Below are 22,752 nucleotides of genomic sequence, written 5' to 3' on the forward strand. Positions count from 1 at the left end.
AGGGACCATGGAGCGTAATGTCACGCTGGATTTTATTCGTGGCGTCGCCATCCTCGGTATCCTGCTTCTCAATATCAGCGCCTTTGGTTTGCCAAAGGCGGCATATTTGAATCCGGCCTGGTCGGGCAGCATTACCTTATCGGACGCCTGGACCTGGGCGGTGCTCGATCTCTTCGCGCAGGTAAAATTCCTCACGCTTTTCGCTCTGCTGTTTGGCGCGGGCCTGCAAATGCTGCTCCCGCGCGGTAAACGCTGGATCCAGTCGCGGCTGACACTACTGGTCTTATTGGGCTTTATTCACGGCTTACTCTTCTGGGATGGCGATATCCTGCTGGCGTATGGCTTAATCGGCCTGATTTGCTGGCGGCTGATCCGCGATGCTCCCTCGGTAAAAAGTCTGTTTAATACAGGCGTGTTGCTCTATCTGGTGGGGATTGGCGTACTGCTGCTGCTGGGCGTTATTTCCGGGAGTGAAACCAGCCGGGCCTGGACGCCGGATGCTTCCGCGTTGCTGTATGAAAAATACTGGAAAATTAATGGCGGCATGGAAGCGGTCAGTAATCGTGTGGATATGCTGTCGAACAGTCTGCTGGCTCTGGGGGCACAGTATGGCTGGCAACTGGCGGGAATGATGCTGCTTGGTGCGGCATTGATGCGCAGCGGCTGGCTGAAAGGCCAGTACAGCTTGCGGCACTATCGACGTACAGGTGTGCTGCTGGTGGCGACAGGAATAGCCATCAATCTACCTGCGATTATGCTGCAGTGGCATCTGGAGTGGGCGTATCGCTGGTGTGCCTTCCTGTTACAAGCCCCGCGTGAACTGAGCGCGCCTTTTCAGACCGTCGGCTACGCTGCTTTGATGTTTGGTTTTTGGCCGCAGCTTAGTCGCTTCAAAATTGTTATCGCCATTGCCTGCGTAGGGCGCATGGCGCTGACCAATTATCTGTTGCAGACGCTTATCTGTACCACGCTGTTTTATCAGTTCGGTTTATTTATGCAATTTGACCGGCTGACGCTGCTGTATTTTGTAATTCCTGTCTGGGCCGTTAACCTGTTTTTCTCTGTCATTTGGCTACGTTTTTATCGGCAGGGTCCGGTAGAGTGGCTATGGCGTCAATTAACCCTGCGTGCTGCAGGGACATCATTACCGCGAACATCCAGATAACGATCTGGATCACATTCATTAACAAAATGGATGTAACCGTTTTCATTCCTGTGACATGACTCACGCAGTCCTGTACCTCGTGCTGACAAAATAGCCAGACTGGGTGTCCGTGGGCAACCGCAATCTTAAACAGGGCAGTGAATATGGTAACCATACGTGATGTGGCACGGCAGTCTGGCGTTTCTGTAGCGACGGTATCCCGCGTACTGAATAACAGTGCGCTGGTGAGTCCTGACACCCGTGAAGCGGTAATGAAGGCTGTGACGCAATTAGGCTATCGACCCAACGCCAATGCGCAAGCGCTGGCGACGCAGGTGAGCGACACCATTGGGGTCGTGGTGATGGATGTATCTGATGCTTTTTTCGGTGCGCTGGTGAAAGCGGTGGATCAGGTGGCTCAACAGCACCAGAAATATGTGCTGATTGGCAACAGTTACCATGAAGCTGAAAAAGAACGTCATGCCATTGAAGTCTTGATTCGCCAACGTTGTAATGCCTTGATTGTCCACTCAAAAGCGCTAAGCGATCGCGAGCTCAGCGAGTTTATGGACAGCATCCCAGGCATGGTGCTAATCAATCGCATCGTCCCGGGTTACGCCCATCGTTGCGTCTGTCTGGACAATATCAGCGGGGCCAAAATGGCGACCCGTATGCTGCTTAAAAACGGGCACCAACGTATCGGCTACCTGGCGTCAAGCCACCGTATTGAAGATGATGCGATGCGCAAAGAAGGTTGGATGAGTGCGTTGCAAGAACACGGCATTACGCCTGCGGAAAGCTGGGTTGGTACTGGTTCACCTGATATGCCGGGGGGAGAGTCAGCCATGGTGGAACTGCTGGGGCGCAATTTGCAGCTGACGGCGGTCTTCGCCTACAACGATAATATGGCTGCCGGCGCGCTGACGGCGTTAAAAGACAACGGCATCGCCATTCCGTTACACCTTTCTATCATCGGTTTCGATGATATTCCCATTGCTCGTTACACCGATCCTCAGCTGACCACCGTGCGCTATCCCATTGCGTCAATGGCGAAAATGGCGACAGAGCTGGCGCTACAAGGCGCTGCCGGAACGCTGGATCCTGCGGGGACACACTGCTTTATGCCAACACTGGTGCGTCGTCATTCTGTGGCATTGCGGCAGAATGCGGCACCGATCACTAACTGATAATATCGAGCTGTGTAACCGCTTTCAATATGTGAGTAAATTCACAGTATCTTAACAATGCGATAGCTATGATGACACTGTTTGTTGCGCTGTAACTACTATGTAACGGTGAATAATCATTTTCATCGAGGTATAGGCGTCTTAAACGATAATTAAAGCCTGTTTTTGGAGCGTTGCCAGACACGGAAGAAATATTTTTAAAAGTGAGCTTCGGCGTTCAGTAACAGATTAGTAACGTTCTGCCTCGCCGAGCATTTATCTCAAGTACTACCCTGCATAATAAAACCGGAGATACCATGAATAAGAAGGTGTTGACCCTGTCTGCTGTAATGGCAAGCATGTTATTCGGCGCGGCTGCGCACGCTGCTGATACCCGCATTGGTGTGACGATTTATAAGTATGACGATAACTTTATGTCTGTGGTTCGTAAAGCTATCGAAAAAGATGCCAAAGCGGCGCCGGATGTACAACTGCTGATGAATGACTCCCAGAACGATCAGTCTAAACAAAACGATCAGATTGATGTGTTGCTGGCAAAAGGTGTTAAAGCCCTGGCGATCAACCTGGTTGACCCGGCAGCGGCAGGCACGGTCATTGAGAAAGCTCGCGGTCAGAACGTCCCTATTGTGTTCTTTAACAAAGAGCCTTCTCGCAAAGCGCTGGACAGCTATGACAAAGCTTTCTATGTCGGTACTGACTCTAAAGAATCCGGCATCATTCAGGGTGATTTGATTGCTAAGCACTGGGCGGCGAACCCGAACTGGGATCTGAACAAAGACGGTAAAATTCAGTTTGTTCTGCTGAAAGGCGAGCCGGGACATCCGGATGCTGAAGCACGTACCACCTACGTGATTAAAGAGCTGAACGACAAAGGTATTAAAACTGAGCAGCTGCAGTTAGACACCGCCATGTGGGATACCGCTCAGGCGAAAGATAAAGTTGATGCGTGGATGTCCGGCCCAAATGCCAACAAAATTGAAGTGGTTATCGCCAACAACGATGCCATGGCGATGGGCGCAGTTGAAGCACTGAAAGCGCACAACAAAACCAGCGTTCCGGTATTTGGCGTGGATGCGCTGCCAGAAGCGCTGGCACTGGTGAAATCTGGCGCTATGGCCGGTACCGTGCTGAACGATGCGAACAACCAGGCGAAAGCTACCTTCGATCTGGCGAAAAACCTGGCTGCCGGCAAAGGTGCCGCTGATGGTACGAGCTGGAAAATCGAGAATAAAATCGTTCGTATTCCTTATGTTGGTGTCGACAAAGACAACCTGGCCGAGTTCACCAATAAATAAGATCTCCGTCTGTGGGCGCAATTTCATTGCGCCCTTAATAACACGCTTTGCAAGGCCAACAAGGTATAATTATGGTCAGCACTAATACTCAGTCGTCAGGCGAATACTTGTTGGAAATGAGCGGCATCAACAAGTCCTTTCCCGGCGTTAAGGCTCTTGATAATGTCAATTTAAAAGTCCGCCCACATTCTATTCATGCCCTGATGGGCGAGAATGGTGCTGGAAAGTCGACATTATTGAAATGTCTTTTTGGGATCTATCAAAAAGATTCCGGCAGTATCTTATTCCAGGGTAAAGAAATCGATTTTCATTCTGCTAAAGAAGCACTTGAAAACGGTATCTCGATGGTACACCAAGAATTAAACTTGGTATTACAACGTTCAGTGATGGACAATATGTGGCTGGGTCGCTATCCCACCAAAGGTATGTTTGTCGATCAGGACAAAATGTACCGTGACACCAAAGCAATATTTGATGAGCTGGATATTGATATCGATCCGCGTGCGCGCGTCGGCACATTATCCGTTTCACAAATGCAGATGATTGAAATTGCCAAAGCATTTTCGTATGACGCCAAAATCGTCATTATGGATGAACCGACCTCATCGTTAACCGAGAAAGAAGTTAATCATCTGTTCACCATCATCCGCAAACTGAAAGAGCGTGGATGTGGCATCGTGTATATTTCTCACAAGATGGAAGAGATCTTCCAGTTGTGCGATGAAATTACCGTGCTGCGCGATGGCCAGTGGATTGCGACCCAGCCGCTGGAAGGGCTGGATATGGATAAGATCATCGCCATGATGGTTGGTCGCTCGCTGAACCAACGATTCCCGGACAAAGACAATACGCCAGGTGAAGTGATTCTGCAGGTGCGAAACCTGACGTCTCTGCGTCAACCGTCGATTCGTGATATCTCTTTTGATCTGCACAAAGGGGAAATTCTCGGGATTGCTGGTCTGGTCGGCGCAAAACGCACGGATATCGTGGAAACCCTGTTTGGTATTCGGGAGAAATCATCGGGTACGATTACACTCCACGGCAAAAAAATTAATAACCACAGTGCGAATGAAGCCATTAACCATGGTTTTGCGCTGGTTACGGAAGAGCGCCGCTCAACCGGTATTTATGCCTATCTGGATATTGGGTTTAACTCGTTAATCTCTAATATCCAAAACTATAAAAATAAAGTTGGTCTGCTGGATAATTCCCGCATGAAGAGCGATACCCAATGGGTTATTGATTCGATGAGGGTAAAAACGCCGGGACATCGTACGCAAATTGGTTCACTTTCCGGCGGTAATCAGCAGAAGGTGGTTATTGGTCGTTGGTTGTTAACACAACCAGAGATACTGATGCTGGATGAACCCACGCGCGGAATCGACGTTGGTGCGAAATTTGAAATTTATCAGTTAATTGCTGAACTGGCGAAAAAAGAGAAGGGGATAATTATTATTTCCTCTGAAATGCCGGAATTGCTGGGTATTACCGATCGTATTCTGGTTATGAGCAACGGTCTCGTGGCTGGAATTGTTGACACTAAAACAACAACGCAAAACGAAATCCTCCGTCTTGCGTCTTTGCACCTTTAAGATTAGGGGCTCCTCATGAGTGCGTTAAATAAGAAAAGTTTTCTTACTTATCTGAAAGAAGGCGGAATTTACGTTGTTCTTTTGGTTCTGCTGGCCATTATTATTTTCCAGGACCCCACATTCTTAAGTTTACTGAACTTGAGTAACATTCTGACGCAATCCTCGGTGCGTATTATTATCGCGCTGGGCGTTGCCGGACTGATTGTCACCCAAGGGACTGACCTGTCAGCCGGGCGTCAGGTCGGACTGGCGGCGGTGGTTGCGGCAACGTTATTGCAGTCGATGGAGAACGCCAACAAGGTGTTCCCGGAAATGGCCACCATGCCAATCATCGTGGTGGTGCTGATTGTCTGCGTCATTGGTGCCATTATCGGCTTGGTCAACGGCATTATCATTGCTTACTTGAACGTGACGCCGTTTATCACTACCCTCGGCACGATGATCATCGTTTACGGGATTAACTCCCTGTACTACGACTTTGTCGGCGCATCGCCAATTTCTGGTTTTGACAGTGGGTTCTCAACCTTTGCGCAGGGCTTTATTGCACTGGGCAGTTTCCGACTTTCTTACATCACCTTCTATGCGCTGATTGCGGTAGCCTTTGTCTGGGTGCTGTGGAACAAGACCCGCTTTGGTAAAAACATTTTCGCCATTGGCGGTAACCCGGAAGCGGCGAAAGTGTCGGGCGTTAACGTTGCGCTGAACCTGCTGATTATCTATGCGCTGTCCGGGGTGTTCTACGCCTTCGGTGGTTTGCTGGAAGCAGGGCGTATCGGCTCGGCGACTAACAACCTCGGTTTTATGTATGAACTGGATGCGATTGCAGCTTGCGTGGTAGGCGGCGTGTCGTTCAGCGGTGGGGTAGGTACGGTCTTCGGCGTGGTGACCGGTGTGATAATTTTCACCGTCATCAACTATGGTTTAACCTACATCGGCGTGAATCCTTACTGGCAGTACATTATTAAGGGCGGCATCATCATATTCGCTGTCGCGCTGGATTCCTTGAAATACGCGCGTAAGAAATAACGCGGTAAAACAAAAATCCCGGTGCAGAGAATTCTGCACCGGGATTTTTGTGTCTTACGTTACAGCGTTAACGTGTGCTCTTTCTCACCTGTTTTGAATTTCACCTCACCCAGATCGATACAGGCGACCGGGCAAACGTGACCACATAGCAAGCAACCCACGCATTTTTCGGTGTTGCAGTGTGGGGTACGGGTTTGCTCATTCCATTCCATCGCCTGATGCCCGCCGTCATAGCAGGAGATGTAACAGCGTCCGCAGCCGACGCATTTATCGAGGTTGATATGTGGGTAGACGATGTAACTGCGATCAAGATCTTCAGCCGGAATGATATTGGCATTGGCAAGGCCGACCATCTCTTCCAGTGAATTAAATCCCTGATCGGCAAGATAGTGCGACAGCCCACTCCTCATATCCTCCACAATCCGATAACCATATTGCATGATCCCGGTGGTCACCTGCAGCGTAGCCGCGCCTAACAGTAAAAACTCGGCGGCGTCTTCCCAGGTTTCAATACCGCCTATGCCGCTAATTGGGAAATCGCGCAGTTCGGGGTGCGTGCGCAGTTGTTGGATAAAGCGCAGCGCGATGGGTTTTACCGCCTTACCGGAATAGCCAGAAATGCTGGATTTCCCGTTGACCACCGGCATGCCGATTTTCCGGGTCAGGTCGATATTGGTGATGGATTTAACGGTGTTGATGGTGGCGATACCGTCAGCACCTCCGCGTTTAGCCGCCAGAGCCACTTCACACATATCACCAATATTCGGCGTCATTTTGGCTAGCATCGGCAGGGAAGAACCGCGTTTTACTGCCCGGCAATATTTTTCGACCAGCTCAGGGCTTTGCCCAACATCGCTGCCCATCGCATGTGATGTCATCTGCGGACACGAGAAGTTGCACTCAATCATATCCGCACCGGCTTCTTCAACCAGACGTGCCAGCTCCTGCCATTGCTGTTCATTTTCCCCCATGATTGACGCAATCAGCACCTTATCCGGGTAGTTTTGTTTCAGCCTGCGAATGGCTGCCAGATTCTCTTCCAGCGGATGTTCGGCAATTTGCTCCATATTTTTGAAGCCAATAAAGCCGGTATCTTCTTTTGTTAGATGATCAAATCGCGGGGAGACTTCATTGGCAATGAAGAAACCGATGGTTTTAAAAACAATGCCGCCCCAGCCAGTATCATAGGCTTTGGCGCACATTTCGTAGCAGTTGCCCACCGGAGAAGAAGAGAGACAAAACGGGTTAGGGAATTTGACGCCGCAAAAGGTAATAGAAAGATCTTTCGTTAACATGAGCAAGCCCCCTCTAAATAGTGATGAATGGCCTGAGCGGCTTCTTTTCCTGTTTTTACGGCGTACACCACGGTTTTATCGCCTTTGACAATATCGCCTGCTGCAAACAGAAGCGGGTCGACAGTTTGATAATTGTGCGTGTTGATAATATTGCGTTCTGGCTTTAACGCCGCGAAATTATCAAGCTGAGCATGTTGGCTGACGGCGAGAATAATGTGTTCGGCTTCAAGCGTGAGTTCTCCTGGCAGTCGAACATGCTTAAAGTTGACTTTATTCCCGGCGACATTTACCGGCGTGAAACCGTCGATGATCGATACGCCTAACGCTTGCGTGCTGGTGAACTCTTTGTCACTGGCGGGGAATTCGTCCAGTTCTTCACGTGCGACGCAGGTGACAGACGGGCAGCCGAGGAGTTTCAGCGTGCTGGCGACATCCATGGCCACATCGCCACCGCCGATGATTAACGCACTCTGCGGCACGGAAATATCGCCACTGTTCTTACGGGCGCGTTGCAGAAAATCGACAGCAATCTCGACGTTTTTCGCTTGGTCAAATATGGGCAGCGTGGAGCCGTAAGACATCCCCACCGTGACCAGAACTGCGCGGTTTTCAGTTTTGAGTTGTTCAATCGAGAGTGCGTTACCGACTTCGCAATTGCACTTGATGGTGACACCCATTTCAACGATACGGGCAATCTCGAGATCCAACACCGATTTCGGCAGGCGAAATTCTGGAATGCCATAGCGCAACCAGCCGCCAGGCTGCGCCTGTTTTTCGTAGACAGTGACGTCATAACCAAGATTGCTCAGTGTGACGCTGGCTTGCAATCCAGCCGGACCTGCGCCGATAATCGCGACCTTACCCAATGTTTTTGTCGCCGGCTGGTAAATTTTCATTGCGGTCTGCTGTTCAAAATCGGTAATAAAGCGCTGCAGACGTGCAATATCGATAGGTTTATCAATACCTGAACGCGTACATCCGCGCTGGCATAATTTTTCGGTTGGGCAGACCCGGGCACAAACGGCGCCGAGCGCATTATTTTCACGAATAGTTTCGGCGGCGCCTTTAAAATTGCGGAAATAAATGGAGCGGATAAATTTTCCTGGGTCAGTTTGCGCCGGGCAATCCTGACTACAGGGGGCGTCGTGGCATAATAAACAGCGGGAGGCCTCTTTTATTGCTAATAAAGGGGTAAATGCAGGTGTAAGCTCATCCAGATAATTTTGTTGTGGCATATTTTCTTCCTTAATGCTTGAGTAAATTAAGGCGAACTGTTAATAACAAAATAGAAAAATTAAAAAGTTATTCTTAAGGCTAAGCATTGCTGGGTGAGTATTCTGTGAAAGGATTCACAAATAGAGGAGGGCAAAAGGGAAATACTGATTTGCAGCATTAATCCCTTACATTGAAATGGTAATTGTTCTCATAATACTAGCTATTCTCAAGCGCTAATATTAATAAATGACCTTTATCGATAAAAGATTAAATAAATAACCATGCCGAAGGATAAACACCCACATCCGGCGTAAACAAGCACGTAGGACCAAAATTGCAGCGGCTCTTGATTACGATAAGCATAAACCGGTTCACTTGCGTTCTTCTTTATTTTATCAACGGCCCCGGAGCGCCAGCCTTTCCATGCCTCACGGAAACAAAATACAGGGATTAACAGAAAGGCCAAAACGACGAAGAGGGTTTGCACATCCATGCTTATTTTCCTTGTTTTTTTTGTAGTTCGAGTAATTGTTCAGGCGTAACCGCCGGGTAGCCCTGTGCATCGTCCGGTACCTGATGCATAGTGGGAATGGGTACTAGCGGGCCTAAAAAGCGTGGTTCACGTTTGAAAATATAGAGATCGGCGAGTGCACCAAAACGGGCGCCAAATTCACGTACCCGCACAGTGAGCATATCTTTTGGCGAAGGCACCGCATAGCACTGGGCTTGAATGCCCATATGCAACGCAATAAACAAAGCGCGCTCGCAGTGGAATCGCTGAGTAATAATGATGAAATCGTTGGTATCAAATACTTTGCGGGTACGCACAATCGAATCGAGCGTACGGAACCCGGCGTAATCGAGCACGATGTCAGCCGGATCGACGCCTGCGGCAATCAGATCTTTACGCATCGTCATCGGTTCGTTATAGCTTTGCTGGGCATTGTCGCCGCTGAGCAGCAGGTAATTTACCTTACCACTGTTATACGCGTTTAATGCACCCTGAATACGGTAGCGATAATACTGGTTAATGACGCCGGTGCGATAGTATTTCGCTGTGCCCAAGACCACGCCGACCTGGCGGTAAGGCAAATCCTGTAATTCGTCGTAGATGTAGGGGGCTGTTTTCCAGCTCATCCATCGGTCGAGGCCAAGCACAGTCAACAGCAGCAGGCCAACCAGGACTAACAGGCTGTAAAACACGCGCTTTAACATGCAGAAAACTCGTTATTTGGATGGAATTTCAATCAGGCTACTGTACCCGACGGCGTAGCGCAAGAAACAGCAGTCTGATTGAGGGGATTTTCAACAATCCAGCCGTGATAAGCGTTGAGTCATCAGGCAATTAACTCAGCAGTACGCGACTGATGTTATTGCATCCCAATGCTTTCAGGGTAGCGGATGTCGCATCCCACTGGATCAACGGCGCATCGGCTTTTTCAGCCAGCACGGCGCGTTGAATGTCCGGGTAATCGTATCCGTTGAGATTCAACAGGTTTAACGCGCCCTGTAGCGGAGGCAGAGTTGGGTTAAAGGCGGCGTTTTCAGCGTAGCTGCCGCTGAAGATTTGACCGTCTTTGCATTCCAGCGCCACACCGCTTGGGGAGTTGCTGTACGGCATATGGCACCGGTTGGCTGCGGCGATCGCTGCCTGGGTCAGCGCATCACCTTGCAGCGTAAAACCGTGATCCTGCTCATCCATCAGTAATGTTTTGATGTCGAGATCTTTCGGGCCAAAAGCGTCCGGTAGATAGTCACGCAGTGCGAGAGGCTGACGACCTGGCAGATGAATGCGTAAATCCAGTCCGCTGTTCAGCTCGTTCATAAACTGACGGCAGTGGCCGCAGGGGGTGTAGTTGACGGTAATGGCGGCGAGTCCCTTTTCTCCGCGCAGCCAGGCGTGGCAGATGGCGCTTTGCTCGGCATGAACGGTTTGCTGCATGGTCGCACCAAGGAACTCCATGTTCCCACCGAAATACCAAGTGCCGCTGATGCCGCGAGAGATAGCGCCAACGTTGAAGTTGGACAGCGGGGTACGTGCGCAGCTCGCCGCCAGCGGCAGTAGAGCGAATGCCAGCGCGTCTTCGTCCAGTCCCGATTCGCGTTTCAGCGAAGAGACCTGCTCAGCCGTCAGCATGGCGGGAAAATGCGCATCCGCCAGAACAGGGGCCAGAGCTGATTGCAAGTTATCCGCGAGTTGAGCAAAAGCAGTTTGAAAACGTGGATGCATGGCGATGCCTCATAACAATGTAATGGGATCGTAGTTTACGGGCCTGTTACGGCTTTATATGTGATCTGAATCTCATTGTGTGTGCAACTCATGAAACTTAAATGAAAAATGTGCAACGCATCGCAAATAAATGAGCTAAAAATGCCGATTAGCCGACCACGGCCAAAATCACCGGGAACAGGAAGGGAGCCACCAGCGAGGTGATGATCCCGCAAATGACCAGCGCCAGAGAACTGAACGCGCCTTCCTGGTAATCGAGCTCCGCGCAGCGTGCTGTACCCAGGGCGTGAGACGCGGTGCCCATTGCAAGTCCACGCGCCGCTTTGGTGCGAATGCGCATTGCATTTAACAGGGTATGACCAAAAACGGCACCAAGGATCCCGACAAAAATAACGCAGACGGCGCTGATAGCCGGAATGCCACCAATACTTCCGCCCACCGCCATGGCGATAGGCGTGGTCACCGACTTCGGCATGATAGACGCGGCGATTTCCGGTGATGCCCCCATCAGTAACGCAACCGTGGTACCGGTGACCATCGCCACAATGCTACCGGCAAAGCAGATAGCAATAATGGATTTCCAGCGGGCGCGGATTTGGTGCAGCTGTTCGTACAGCGGGTATGCCAGCGCGACCACGGCGGGTTGCAGCAAATCGTTCAGCACTTCGCTGCCTTTGAAATAGTGATCGTAGGGAATACCGGTCAGGATCAGAAAAGGGATGATGACCACCATGGCAACAAGCAGTGGGTTCAGCAGCGGCATTTTAAACCGCGCCGCCAACTTACGTGCGCCAAAAAATACCGCTAAGGTGAGGGGTAATGACCACCAGATATACGACATCATTCTTTCGATCCTTTTTGCCCAACGATTTTGCGTTCACCGTGTACAAGGTGCGAGCTCCAGCTCACCACCAGGAAAACGACCAGCGTACTGATGGTGCAGGACACCACAACCGGCCCAAATTGTGCGCGTAGCAAGTCAAAGTACTGCATGATCCCCACGCCAATCGGCACAAACAGCAGTGCCATGTAGCGAATCAGGACATAACAACCGGGGTTAACCCATTTCGCGGGCAGTATCTGCAATGCCAGCAGTACAAAAAGAATCAGCATGCCGATAATGCTGCCAGGGATGGTGATTGGCAGCAGTGAGGCAAGAAAAATACCCGCATAGAGGCAGGCATAAATCAGGACAAACGCGCGTAAATATTGCCAGATAATGTTCAGTGACTTGCTCATAGTAGAAACCCTTGACGAAACTCATTCATCATACAATTAAACTTAAAAACGTGCTACCGATCACATCATGAATTCTAAGCATAGTGGAAATAGATATCTGGAACATCGGGCAATAACCCTAATCAACAGGACGACCTCTGTGCGCCGTTTGCGGTGCTTTAATCTATTGCACAGAGACGTTACCATAGCGCCTCTTTTTTTGCGGGTGACGATATGCGTGTATTACTGGCGCCGATGGAAGGCGTGCTCGACTCACTGGTGCGCGAGCTGCTGACCGAAGTCAATGATTATGATTTGTGCATCACCGAGTTTGTGCGCGTGGTGGATCAACTCCTACCGGCAAAAGTGTTTCATCGGCTCTGCCCGGAACTGCATAACAACAGCCGCACCCCATCCGGCACACAGGTACGCATACAATTGCTGGGACAGCATCCACAATGGCTGGCAGAGAACGCGGCCCGTGCGGTTGAGTTGGGATCGTATGGCGTTGACCTGAACTGTGGCTGCCCGTCAAAACTGGTTAACGGCAGCGGCGGTGGTGCGACGCTGCTGAAAGATCCTGAGTTAATCTATCAGGGCGCAAAAGCCATGCGTGAGGCGGTACCAGGCCATTTACCGGTGACGGTGAAAGTGCGTCTGGGTTGGGACAGCAGCGACAGGCAGTTTGAAATTGCCGATGCCGTTCAGCAGGCGGGTGCCAGCGAGCTGGCGGTTCATGGTCGTACCAAAGAGCAGGGCTACAAGGCCGAATATATTAACTGGCAGGCGATTGGTGAGATCTGCCAGCGACTGACTATTCCGGTTATTGCGAATGGTGAAATCTGGGACTGGCAGAGCGCGCAAGATTGCATGGCGGTAACCGGCTGTGACGCGCTGATGATCGGACGTGGGGCACTAAATATTCCTAACCTGAGTCGGGTCGTGAAATACAACGAACCACGGATGCCGTGGCCCGATGTGGTGACACTGCTGAAAAAATACACCCGGCTGGAAAAGCAGGGCGATACCGGGTTATATCATGTGGCGCGTATCAAGCAGTGGTTGGGGTATTTGCGTAAAGAGTATGCTGAAGCCACAACGTTATTTCAGGAAATCCGCGTACTTAATCATTCACCGGATATCGCGCGCGCGATTCAGGCTATTGAGATTTAACCGGCTATTGTTTTGCAAGCCGGATACGGTGTTTACGCCGCCATCCGGCATTGATGTCAGAAAATCATCTTAAACACGCCCGTTACTACCAACAATCCAATCAGAAAAATAATTAAAATAGCCCACAGCAGAATTTTCATTAGCCTTCCCTTTTCGGTGAGTTCAGACTGAGTATAGGAAATTATTGAAAACTCTGCCTACAGGCTCAATTATGCAGGCTTACGTGCGCTGAGCAGAAACACCATCGGGCGCTCTTTCTCTTCATCCAGCGCGGGGTTGGCGGCAATTTGTTCGGCAGACGGTCCCCACTCATCAAGAAAGACAATCTCAAACCCAGCGCTGATTAGCGCGTTGATCCAGGTTGCCAGCTTGCGATGTTGTTTTTTAACCCCTTCAGTAAACCAGTTGCTGATGCGCTCGCCTTCTTGCTGATAGTGATTCACCGGCCAGGACAGTTGTCCGGTTTTATCTTTTATCCAGCCCTGGGTGAGTGGTGCCGTATAAATAGGGTGTTCTGCAGAAAAGACCAACATTCCGCCCGGTGTTAATGACTGGTAAATCGTTACCAATAACCGCTCTATATCCTGTAAATAATGCAGGGCGAGCGAGCTGTAAACCAGTTCAAAGGAATCTGCTGCCAGCGTAAGTGCTTCAAGATCTTCGCGCTGGTACTTAATTCCCTCTCCAGGCGTCATGCTGCGAGCCTGGGCTAACATCTTCTCTGAAATATCAAGACCGACGACGCTTGTGGCGTGGTTATCTCGCGCGTAGCGGCAAAACCAGCCGTATCCGCAGCCTAAATCGAGAACACGCTTATCCTGCAACGAAGGGAGCATCGCCTGTAATATTGGCCATTCGGGGGCGCCGTCGAGTCCTTTTACGGAGCGATCCAGCGTGGCATATCCGGCAAAGAACTCGGGGTCGTCATAGATATTCTGTGACATAATGTCTCCATCCATAAACTATTAAAATTATTTAATCTGTATTATTTGTCGGGTGTATATTTTTCCGATTATATATTTTTATTGCCAAAGATGTATTGCCACGCGTAACTAAAAAAGAAAAAGCGACAAGTCGTAATCTCTGCACATCATTTCTTACCTGTATATCTCCATGAATCGTAATTCTGTTTTTGTCGCGACGGCATTATTGCCGCTTTTTATTCTAATGGCGGGCTGCGCCCCGATGCACGATACCCGCCAGTCGCTCTCACAGCAGACGCCTGCTGCAAATGTTGACTCCGCGTTACCTGCAGCACTTAAAAATGGCTGGCCAGATAGCCAATGGTGGAAGGCGTATCACGATGCCCAGCTTAATGCGCTGATTGACAGCACGTTAAAGAATTCGCCTGATATGCAGGTAGCAGAGCAGCGTATTCAACTGGCGGAGGCGCAGGCTAAGGCCGTTGAGGCGCAGGATGGTCCGCAGATTGATTTTTCGGCGGATGTCGAGCGCCAGAAAATGTCTGCCGAAGGGCTGATGGGACCGTTTGCCATCACCGATCCCGCAGCGGGCACCACCGGACCGTGGTACACCAATGGCACCATGGGGTTAACTGCGGGCTGGAATCTGGACCTGTGGGGCAAGAACCGGGCGGAGGTGACGGCACGTATTGGCGCTGTTAAAGCACGTGAAGCAGAGCGCGAGCAAACCCGCCAACTGCTGGCGAGCGGTGTTTCCCGTCTGTACTGGGAATGGCAGACGCAGGCGGCGCTGAAAACCGTGCTGACGCAGATCGAAACTGAGCAGCAGAACGTCATTAGCGTCGATCGCGAACTGTATCAAAACGGCCTGACTTCCTCGGTAGAAGGTGTCGAGACTGATATTGATTCCAGCAAAACGGAGCAGCAGCTAAATGACGTCAACGGGAAAATGAAGGTGATCGAGGCGCGATTGAGCGCGCTGACCAATACGCAATCCACTTCGTTGAAGCTTCATTCCACGGCGATGCCGGCAGTCGAAAGCCAGTTGCCGTCCCAGTTAGGCTATTCGCTGCTGGCCCGTCGACCCGACTTGCAGGCAGCACACTGGTACATTGAGTCTTCACTGAGCAGTATCGATGCGGCGAAAGCGGCGTTTTATCCCGACGTCAACCTGATGGCTTTTCTGCAGCAGGATGCCTTACACCTGAGCGATTTGTTCCGTCATTCCGCCCAGCAAATGGGGGTAACCGCCGGGTTAACGCTACCGATTTTCGATAGCGGCAGGCTGAACGCGAACCTCGACATCACCAAAGCGCAGAGCAACCTGACCGTTGCCAATTACAACAAAGCCGTCGTCGATGCGGTGAATGATGTCGCACGTGCGGCAACTCAGGTGGATACGCTGGCACAGAAAAACCAGCATCAGCTGCAGATCGAACATGATGCGCAGCGCGTGGTGGGTCTTGCGCAGGCGCGGTTCAACGCTGGGATTATCGCAGGCTCCCGCGTTAGCGAGGCAAAAATTCCGGCGCTGCGTGAGCAGTGTAATGGCCTGATTCTACAAGGTCAGTGGCTGGATGCTTCCATCCAGTTGACCAGCGCGCTGGGTGGCGGATACCACCTGTCCTGACATGTGGGCCCGGCAGATTCAGACGGTCGGGCCCGTTTTTCGTTTATGGCGCCGTTTCATCCACCAGCGGGCGGCCACCATAATTCCGATAACCAGAACCAGCCAGATCCAATGCTTGATGTGCTGGTCAAGGCTGTGCAGCCACGGAGCAACCACTTCTCCGCCCACGTAGCCGAGCGTGGTAAACAGCGATGCCCAGACCAGCGCCCCGAGAATATTCAGCGGTAAGAAGATTTTCGGCGGCAGGTGGCTGGCACCAATCAGCAGGGGGCCAATGACCCGAAAGCCATACATAAAACGCGTACCGACCACGAACAGGTAGGGACGCCGTTGGATCATTTTTTGCGCAGAATGTATTTTTGCCTGATGACGCGAGAAACGACGCAGAATTTTGCCGCCATAACGACGACCGAGCAGATAGAGTAACTGATCGCCAATCATCCCCCCCAGCGCGACGGAGAACACCACCAGCGGAAATTTGAGCAATCCCTGATGCGCCGCAACGCCGCCCAACAGAGTAATGGTTTCGCCTTCGGCCAGGCTGCCAATGACTAACGCCGCATAGCCGTACTGCGCAATAAGATTGTTTATATCCATACGTTTGTATGACCTCCATCGCTCATAGCATACACCCTGTGAATGTTTTATGCCGGAAAAGCCACAACGTAGCGATTCGGTATTTTCCCCATGTACATAAAATAATCAAAAGCTGAATTATACTTGAAGTGTTGAGGTCCGGAGCTGACAAGAAGGGGGCGGTATGAACCATGTCTGGGGGCTATTTTCCCATCCCGATCGTGAAATGCACGTGATTAACAGCGAAAACGAAAGCGTTTCGCATCACTATACCCACCATGTCCTGCTGATGGCGGCAATCCCGGTTATTTGCGCATTTATTGGCACCACGCAAATCGGCTGGAATTTTGGCGACGGCAACGTATTACAGTTATCCCTGTTGACTGGATTTGTGATGGCAATTCTGTTTTACGGTGTGATGCTGGCAGGCGTGGCCGTTATGGGCAGGGTTATCTGGTGGATGGCGCGTAACTATCCTCAGCGTCCTTCGCTGGCACACTGCATGGTCTTTGCCGGCTATGTTGCCACACCGCTGTTTTTAAGTGGGCTAGTGGCGTTGTATCCGCTGGTCTGGCTGTGTGCCTTAGTCGGGACGATCGCGCTGTTTTACACCGGTTATTTGCTGTATCTCGGCATCCCGACATTCCTGAATATCAGCAAAGAGGAAGGGCTAAGCTTTTCCAGCTCAACGCTGGCAATCGGTGTACTGGTGCTCGAGGTTCTGTTGGCGATTACGGTGATCTTGTGGGGGTACGGGTACCGGTTGTTCTAAGACCACAATCTGTCTGCGCTGCGTTGCTGGTGTAAAAGCCAGCAATGCAGCATTTCGAGATGATTCTCCTGTGGCGACAACGCTGCCGGGTCGTTATGATGCCTGAGCTAGCTTGAGATTATTCTTTATCTCGGGCGGTGTGCGTTGTGACGTGCGTGAACCATTATCAGAAATCTCATCATGCTTAAATTCCGAGTTTCATTATTAAGCCTTGCCCTGGTGCTGGCAGTTCCTTTTGCACCCCAAGCCGTGGCAAAAACGGCGGCTACCGCAGCAGCCTCTCAACCCGAGATTGCGTCTGGTAGTGCGATGATTGTTGATTTGAATACCAACAAAGTCATCTATTCGAACCATCCGGATCTTGTGCGTCCGATTGCGTCGATCACCAAATTAATGACGGCGATGGTGGTGCTGGATGCACGACTGCCGCTGAACGAAAAGCTGAAAGTGGATATCAGCCAGACGCCGGAAATGAAAGGCATCTATTCTCGTGTGCGACTGAACAGCGAAATCAGCCGTAAAGACATGCTGCTGCTGGCGCTAATGTCATCGGAAAACCGTGCGGCGGCAAGCCTGGCACATCATTATCCTGGCGGTTATAACGCATTTATCAAAGCAATGAATGCCAAAGCGAAATCACTGGGGATGACCCAGACACGCTTTGTGGAACCGACCGGGTTATCCATTCATAACGTTTCGACCGCCCGTGATCTCACCAAACTGCTGATTGCCAGCAAACAGTATCCGCTGATTGGCCAGTTAAGTACGACGCGTGAGGACATGGCGACTTTTGCCAACCCGGCCTATACGCTGCCGTTCCGTAACACTAACCATCTGGTGTACCGCGATAACTGGAATATTCAGCTCACCAAAACCGGCTTTACCAACGCGGCGGGCCACTGTCTGGTGATGCGCACGGTTATTAACAACAAACCGGTTGCGCTGGTGGTGATGGATGCCTTTGGTAAATATACGCACTTTGCCGATGCCAGCCGTTTACGCACCTGGATCGAAACAGGCAAAGTAATGCCCGTTCCGGCGGCTGCGCTGAGTTATAAAAAGCAAAAAGCCGCACAGATGGCGGCGACGGGGTCGACGAAGGGCGAGCAAACCGCACAGAACGATTAAACCGTACGCCGGGAAAGCGTAGCGCCGCCGGCAACGAGCCCGATGGCGCTTACGCTATCGGGCTTACGATTCTTTCCAGAACTTCTGTTTACTGGTCTTGCCGATGCCCGGGTTCATGCTGTTGGTCGGGTCATTTTCGCGATAAAAACGCGTCAACGTTTCCGGCGCTTTGTACAGATGCCCCACGTTATGTTCTGCCGGGTACTGTGCCCCGCGAGCCTGCAACAGTTCCAGCATGTGCTCTTTCAGTGCATGCGCATCCACGCCTTTCTTCACAATGTAATCCTGATGGAAGACGTAGCACATAAAGTGGCCGTAATAGAGTTTGTGTACTAGCTTACTGTCGATGTCTGGAGGCAGATGCTCATACCATTCAGTGTCGTTACGACGCAACGCGATATCCAGCGCCAGAATATCTTCGACTTCATTTGCATGGACGGCCTGATAGCGAATCGCCGCGCCAGCTGCCGCGAAGCGGTGCAGAAATGCCTTGCTGCCTTCTTCTGGCGTGCAGGCAAAAAAATCACCTTCGGCGGTTTTGAAAAACTCGGTCAACCAGTTTTGCGCCTCGGCTACACCGCCACCGGCCATTTTTAGCAGCAGGTGGTGTTCGTATTTATCGCGCCAGCTTTTCATCCGAGCCGGTAAATGGCTGGGGAATAAATGCCCAAATTTCTGCATAGCACGATCGGTGAAGTGCGGGCGGAAAATTTTCACTTTTTCCAGCATCGCGTCGGTGCGACCTTTCAGAGTAAAGAAGAACGGCATTTTGTCGGTACCGAGCTTGTCGATCATCAAAAACGTATCTTTGCCGTACTGCTCGGCGATGTCGTAAATATCACGGTGCATATATTCACCGGCGACCGGCAGGTGTTCAAACTTCGCCAGAATATGACGGCGGATCTCCGTTAGCACCTCTGGTTGATTGGTACCGATATAAAAGACCTGCTGGTTTTTCTCTGCTTCAAAGGTGTCCAGGCGTACCGCAAACACCGCGAGTTTTCCCGCGCAGCCGGAGGATTCAAACAGTCGATCCGGATCGGCGTTATAGCGCGCAGGAGTATCAGCTTCGATGTCCCGGACGCGGGTAATGTAATCGTGGTCGTGCGCGTGACGCCCGTCGTGGCGAACATCGTCATCTTTAATGCGTTCGTCATCGAGTTTGCTGAGGATCTGCTCCGGGGTCTGGCCCAGTTCGATACCCAGATGGTTGACCAGCTGTAATTTGCCCTGTTCGTCAATACGCGCAAACAGAGACATCTCGGTGTACGCCGGACCGCGCTGCACCAGCGAGCCGCCGGAATTGTTGCAAATCCCACCAATCACAGATGCGCCAATGCAGGAGGAGCCGATGACCGAATGCGGTTCACGCCCAAATGGCTTAAGTGCTTTTTCCAGTGAATAAAGCGTGGTGCCGGGATAAGCCAGCACCTGTTCGCCTTTGCCGATGACGTGCAGCTTGTCGAGGCGCAGGGTGCTGATAATAACAATTTCGCGATCGTAGTCATTACCACTCGGCGTGGAGCCTTCAGTCAGCCCGGTATTGGCGGCCTGCATCAGGATAATTTTGTCGGCGATGACGCAGGCGTTGAGGACGCGCCACAGTTCCAGCAGTGAGCCAGGAAAGACGACGGCTAATGCGTCGCCCTGACCCGAGCGAAAGCCCTTGCGATAGCGGGCGGTTTTAGACGGATCGGTAAGCAGGTGTGAATGACCCACCAGACGGGTCAGTTCGTTAAGTAACGCTTTATTATCGGTTGTTGTAATGGAAGACATTCTCCACTCCTTGTGGTGGGACAAAATATCAGAAACAAGCATAGCGCCTAGTATGACAATACGCTTTCTCATTCAGGTTGTCTCTGAATTGGCTGTGCTTCATTTATCCCGGTATTGAAAATTCGGAGAATAACCTTAGCTTTCTTTACTTCTCCCGTTTAGGCTTACGGCAAACTGCGGTTTTTGTTATATTTTCGCTGCCTCGTCGGGAAAAAATAAAGAGAGAATCAACATGAAATGGCTTTGTTCTGTAGGTATCGCGGTAAGTCTGGCGTTGCAGCCAGCGCTGGCGGACTCCTTGTTTGGTAACCATCCGCTGACCCCTGAAGCGCGGGATGCATTTGTTACTGATTTACTCAAACAGATGACCGTCGATGAGAAAATCGGGCAATTACGTTTGATAAGCGTCGGGCCTGATAATCCGAAAGAAGCCATCCGTGAGATGATCAAAGACGGGCAGGTCGGGGCGATTTTCAATACCGTTACCCGCGAGGATATCCGCAAAATGCAGGATCAGGTGATGGAACTCAGCCGCCTGAAAATTCCTCTTTTCTTCGCCTATGATGTGCTGCACGGCCAGCGTACCGTGTTCCCGATAAGCCTAGGTCTGGCGTCATCGTTTAATCTGGATGCTGTCAGAACAGTGGGGCGAGTCTCTGCCTATGAAGCCGCGGACGATGGCCTGAATATGACCTGGGCACCGATGGTTGATGTCTCCCGCGATCCGCGCTGGGGACGTGCGTCAGAAGGTTTTGGTGAAGATACTTATCTGACAGCCACGATGGGTAAAACCATGGTGGAAGCGATGCAGGGTAAAAGCCCGGCCGACAGATATTCCGTGATGACCAGCGTCAAACACTTCGCGGCCTATGGCGCGGTAGAAGGCGGGAAAGAGTACAACACCGTAGATATGAGTCCGCAGCGTTTGTTTAACGACTATATGCCGCCGTACAAAGCCGGGCTGGACGCTGGGAGCGGCGCGGTGATGGTGGGGCTTAACTCGCTGAACGGCACACCTGCGACCTCTGATGCCTGGCTGCTGAAAGATGTGCTGCGCGATGAGTGGGGCTTTAAAGGGATTACTGTGTCCGATCACGGCGCAATTAAAGAGCTGATTAAGCACGGTACCGCCTCCGATCCTGAAGACGCAGTGCGCGTGGCGATCAAATCCGGCATTAACATGAGCATGAGCGATGAGTATTACAGTAAGTATCTGCCGGGCCTGATTAAATCAGGCAAGGTGACGATGGCTGAACTGGACGATGCTACGCGTCATGTGCTGAACGTCAAATATGATATGGGGCTGTTTAACGATCCTTACAGCCATCTGGGGGCCAAAGAGTCTGACCCACAGGACACCAACGCAGAAAGCCGTTTACACCGTAAAGACGCGCGTGAAGTCGCACGCGAAAGCCTGGTGCTGCTGAAAAACCGCCTGGAAACGCTGCCGCTGAAGAAATCAGGGACCATAGCGGTCGTGGGGCCGTTGGCTGACAGCAAGCGTGATGTGATGGGCAGTTGGTCTGCAGCAGGCGTTGCCGAACAGTCGGTGACGGTACTGACAGGTATCAAGAATGCGCTGGGTGATAAAGGCAAAGTGGTGTACGCCAAAGGGGCGAATATCACCAACGATAAAGGTATTGTTGATTTCCTCAATCTGTATGAAGAGGCGGTGAAAGTTGATCCGCGTTCGCCGCAGGCAATGATTGATGAAGCGGTCAAGGCCGCGCAGCAGTCTGACGTGGTGGTCGCCGTGGTCGGTGAAGCGCAGGGCATGGCGCATGAAGCGTCCAGCCGCACCGATATCACCATTCCACAGAGTCAGCGTGACCTGATTACCGCGCTGAAAGCCACTGGCAAACCGCTGGTGCTGGTGCTGATGAACGGTCGTCCGCTGGCGCTGGTGAAAGAAGACCAGCAGGCAGACGCAATTCTGGAAACCTGGTTTGCCGGGACGGAAGGCGGTAACGCCATTGCCGATGTGCTGTTTGGTGATTACAACCCGTCGGGCAAGCTGCCGATGTCTTTCCCGCGCTCTGTCGGGCAGATCCCGGTCTATTACAGCCACCTGAATACCGGTCGTCCGTATAACGCCGATAAGCCAAATAAATACACCTCACGCTACTTTGACGAAGCCAATGGTCCGCTGTATCCCTTTGGTTATGGCCTGAGCTACACCACGTTTACGGTTTCTGATGTGAAGCTCTCCGCGCCGACGATGAAACGTGATGGAACCGTCACCGCCAGCGTGCAGGTCACCAACACCGGCAAACGCGAAGGGGCGACGGTGATTCAGATGTATTTACAGGACGTGACCGCTTCTATGAGTCGCCCTGTCAAACAGCTGAAAGGGTTTGAGAAGGTCAATCTCAAACCGGGTGAGACGCAAACCGTTAGTTTCCCGATTGATATTGAGGCGCTGAAATACTGGAATCAGCGTATGCAATACGATGTCGAACCGGGCAAATTCAACGTCTTTATCGGCGTGGATTCCGCCAGAGTGAAGCGGGGCGAGTTTGAACTGCTGTAATTGATGAGTGACGAAAAAGGCCGGATTCCCGGCCTTTTCTTT

The 22,752-nt window shown here is 51.4% G+C and carries 21 protein-coding genes; 10 read left to right on the forward strand and 11 right to left on the reverse strand.

Annotated elements, in window-relative coordinates; genetic code table 11:
• Positions 1-7: 7 nt before the first annotated feature.
• The 5 genes from yeiB to mglC all read left to right on the forward strand — a co-directional run bounded on the left by yeiB (position 8) and on the right by mglC (position 6,244).
• On the forward strand, positions 8-1,165 hold the full coding sequence (gene yeiB, locus E4Z61_RS01965) for a DUF418 domain-containing protein YeiB (RefSeq protein ID WP_135321294.1): 1,158 nt from the start codon (positions 8-10) through the stop codon (positions 1,163-1,165).
• Positions 1,166-1,308: 143 nt separating this feature from the next.
• Positions 1,309-2,331, forward strand: a complete 1,023-nt coding sequence (gene galS, locus E4Z61_RS01970) for an HTH-type transcriptional regulator GalS (RefSeq protein WP_135321295.1) — start codon at positions 1,309-1,311, stop codon at positions 2,329-2,331.
• A 296-nt stretch (positions 2,332-2,627) separates the two neighbouring features.
• Positions 2,628-3,626, forward strand: coding sequence for a galactose/glucose ABC transporter substrate-binding protein MglB (gene mglB / locus E4Z61_RS01975; RefSeq protein ID WP_135321296.1), 999 nt, complete (start codon positions 2,628-2,630; stop codon positions 3,624-3,626).
• A gap of 71 nt (positions 3,627-3,697) precedes the next feature.
• The gene (gene mglA / locus E4Z61_RS01980) at positions 3,698-5,218 is read left to right on the forward strand and encodes a galactose/methyl galactoside ABC transporter ATP-binding protein MglA (protein ID WP_135321297.1); all 1,521 of its coding nucleotides are present in this window, start codon (positions 3,698-3,700) and stop codon (positions 5,216-5,218) included.
• A 15-nt stretch (positions 5,219-5,233) separates the two neighbouring features.
• Complete coding sequence (gene mglC / locus E4Z61_RS01985) at positions 5,234-6,244, forward strand: galactose/methyl galactoside ABC transporter permease MglC (RefSeq protein WP_003027393.1); 1,011 nt, start codon at positions 5,234-5,236, stop codon at positions 6,242-6,244.
• A 59-nt stretch (positions 6,245-6,303) separates the two neighbouring features.
• Here mglC and preA read toward each other — a convergent pair whose 3' ends face one another.
• The 7 genes from preA to E4Z61_RS02020 form a co-directional block, all read right to left on the reverse strand.
• The gene (preA, locus tag E4Z61_RS01990; protein WP_135321298.1) at positions 6,304-7,539 is read right to left on the reverse strand and encodes an NAD-dependent dihydropyrimidine dehydrogenase subunit PreA; all 1,236 of its coding nucleotides are present in this window, start codon (positions 7,537-7,539) and stop codon (positions 6,304-6,306) included.
• Entirely contained in the window at positions 7,533-8,774 is a 1,242-nt protein-coding gene (locus E4Z61_RS01995; protein WP_135321299.1) for an NAD(P)-dependent oxidoreductase, read from the reverse strand. Before E4Z61_RS01995 ends, preA begins: the two co-directional genes overlap by 7 nt.
• Before the next feature lie 233 nt (positions 8,775-9,007).
• Positions 9,008-9,247 (reverse strand): DUF2542 family protein, encoded by a 240-nt coding sequence (locus tag E4Z61_RS02000; RefSeq protein ID WP_135321300.1) that lies wholly within the window; start codon positions 9,245-9,247, stop codon positions 9,008-9,010.
• Positions 9,248-9,249: 2 nt separating this feature from the next.
• Positions 9,250-9,969, reverse strand: a complete 720-nt coding sequence (gene sanA / locus E4Z61_RS02005) for an outer membrane permeability protein SanA (RefSeq protein ID WP_016153714.1) — start codon at positions 9,967-9,969, stop codon at positions 9,250-9,252.
• Between the two features lie 130 nt (positions 9,970-10,099).
• Positions 10,100-10,984 (reverse strand): cytidine deaminase, encoded by an 885-nt coding sequence (gene cdd, locus E4Z61_RS02010; RefSeq protein ID WP_135321301.1) that lies wholly within the window; start codon positions 10,982-10,984, stop codon positions 10,100-10,102.
• Between the two features lie 148 nt (positions 10,985-11,132).
• Positions 11,133-11,828 (reverse strand): CidB/LrgB family autolysis modulator, encoded by a 696-nt coding sequence (locus tag E4Z61_RS02015; RefSeq protein WP_135321302.1) that lies wholly within the window; start codon positions 11,826-11,828, stop codon positions 11,133-11,135.
• Positions 11,825-12,223 carry a CidA/LrgA family protein gene (locus tag E4Z61_RS02020; RefSeq protein WP_135321303.1) on the reverse strand — a complete coding sequence of 133 codons (399 nt, stop codon included), beginning with the start codon at positions 12,221-12,223 and terminating at the stop codon, positions 11,825-11,827. Before E4Z61_RS02020 ends, E4Z61_RS02015 begins: the two co-directional genes overlap by 4 nt.
• 213 nt (positions 12,224-12,436) lie before the next feature.
• Between E4Z61_RS02020 and dusC the strand changes: the two genes are divergently transcribed.
• A complete protein-coding gene (dusC, locus tag E4Z61_RS02025; RefSeq protein ID WP_135321304.1) occupies positions 12,437-13,375 on the forward strand; it encodes a tRNA dihydrouridine(16) synthase DusC in 939 nt (312 codons plus the stop codon).
• Positions 13,376-13,431: 56 nt separating this feature from the next.
• Here dusC and yohP read toward each other — a convergent pair whose 3' ends face one another.
• Positions 13,432-13,515, reverse strand: coding sequence for a small membrane protein YohP (gene yohP, locus E4Z61_RS24305; RefSeq protein WP_000698460.1), 84 nt, complete (start codon positions 13,513-13,515; stop codon positions 13,432-13,434).
• A 69-nt stretch (positions 13,516-13,584) separates the two neighbouring features.
• Positions 13,585-14,319, reverse strand: coding sequence for a class I SAM-dependent methyltransferase (locus tag E4Z61_RS02035; protein ID WP_135321305.1), 735 nt, complete (start codon positions 14,317-14,319; stop codon positions 13,585-13,587).
• 169 nt (positions 14,320-14,488) lie between these two features.
• On the opposite strand from E4Z61_RS02035, the gene mdtQ reads away from it, so the two are divergent.
• Positions 14,489-15,928, forward strand: a complete 1,440-nt coding sequence (mdtQ, locus tag E4Z61_RS02040) for a multidrug resistance outer membrane protein MdtQ (protein WP_135321306.1) — start codon at positions 14,489-14,491, stop codon at positions 15,926-15,928.
• Positions 15,929-15,946: 18 nt separating this feature from the next.
• Here mdtQ and E4Z61_RS02045 read toward each other — a convergent pair whose 3' ends face one another.
• Entirely contained in the window at positions 15,947-16,525 is a 579-nt protein-coding gene (locus E4Z61_RS02045; RefSeq protein ID WP_135321307.1) for a DedA family protein, read from the reverse strand.
• A gap of 163 nt (positions 16,526-16,688) precedes the next feature.
• Here E4Z61_RS02045 and E4Z61_RS02050 point away from each other — a divergent pair, with 163 nt between their 5' ends.
• A complete protein-coding gene (locus E4Z61_RS02050; RefSeq protein WP_135321308.1) occupies positions 16,689-17,276 on the forward strand; it encodes a Yip1 family protein in 588 nt (195 codons plus the stop codon).
• 180 nt (positions 17,277-17,456) lie between these two features.
• The gene (pbpG, locus tag E4Z61_RS02055) at positions 17,457-18,404 is read left to right on the forward strand and encodes a D-alanyl-D-alanine endopeptidase (RefSeq protein WP_135321309.1); all 948 of its coding nucleotides are present in this window, start codon (positions 17,457-17,459) and stop codon (positions 18,402-18,404) included.
• A gap of 63 nt (positions 18,405-18,467) precedes the next feature.
• On the opposite strand, the gene dld is transcribed toward pbpG, so the two are convergent.
• On the reverse strand, positions 18,468-20,180 hold the full coding sequence (dld, locus tag E4Z61_RS02060) for a D-lactate dehydrogenase (protein ID WP_135321310.1): 1,713 nt from the start codon (positions 20,178-20,180) through the stop codon (positions 18,468-18,470).
• Between the two features lie 232 nt (positions 20,181-20,412).
• On the opposite strand from dld, the gene bglX reads away from it, so the two are divergent.
• Entirely contained in the window at positions 20,413-22,710 is a 2,298-nt protein-coding gene (gene bglX / locus E4Z61_RS02065; protein WP_135321311.1) for a beta-glucosidase BglX, read from the forward strand.
• Positions 22,711-22,752 lie beyond the last annotated feature (42 nt).

It is taken from the genome of Citrobacter tructae (assembly GCF_004684345.1).
Taxonomy (GTDB): Bacteria; Pseudomonadota; Gammaproteobacteria; order Enterobacterales; family Enterobacteriaceae; genus Citrobacter; species Citrobacter tructae.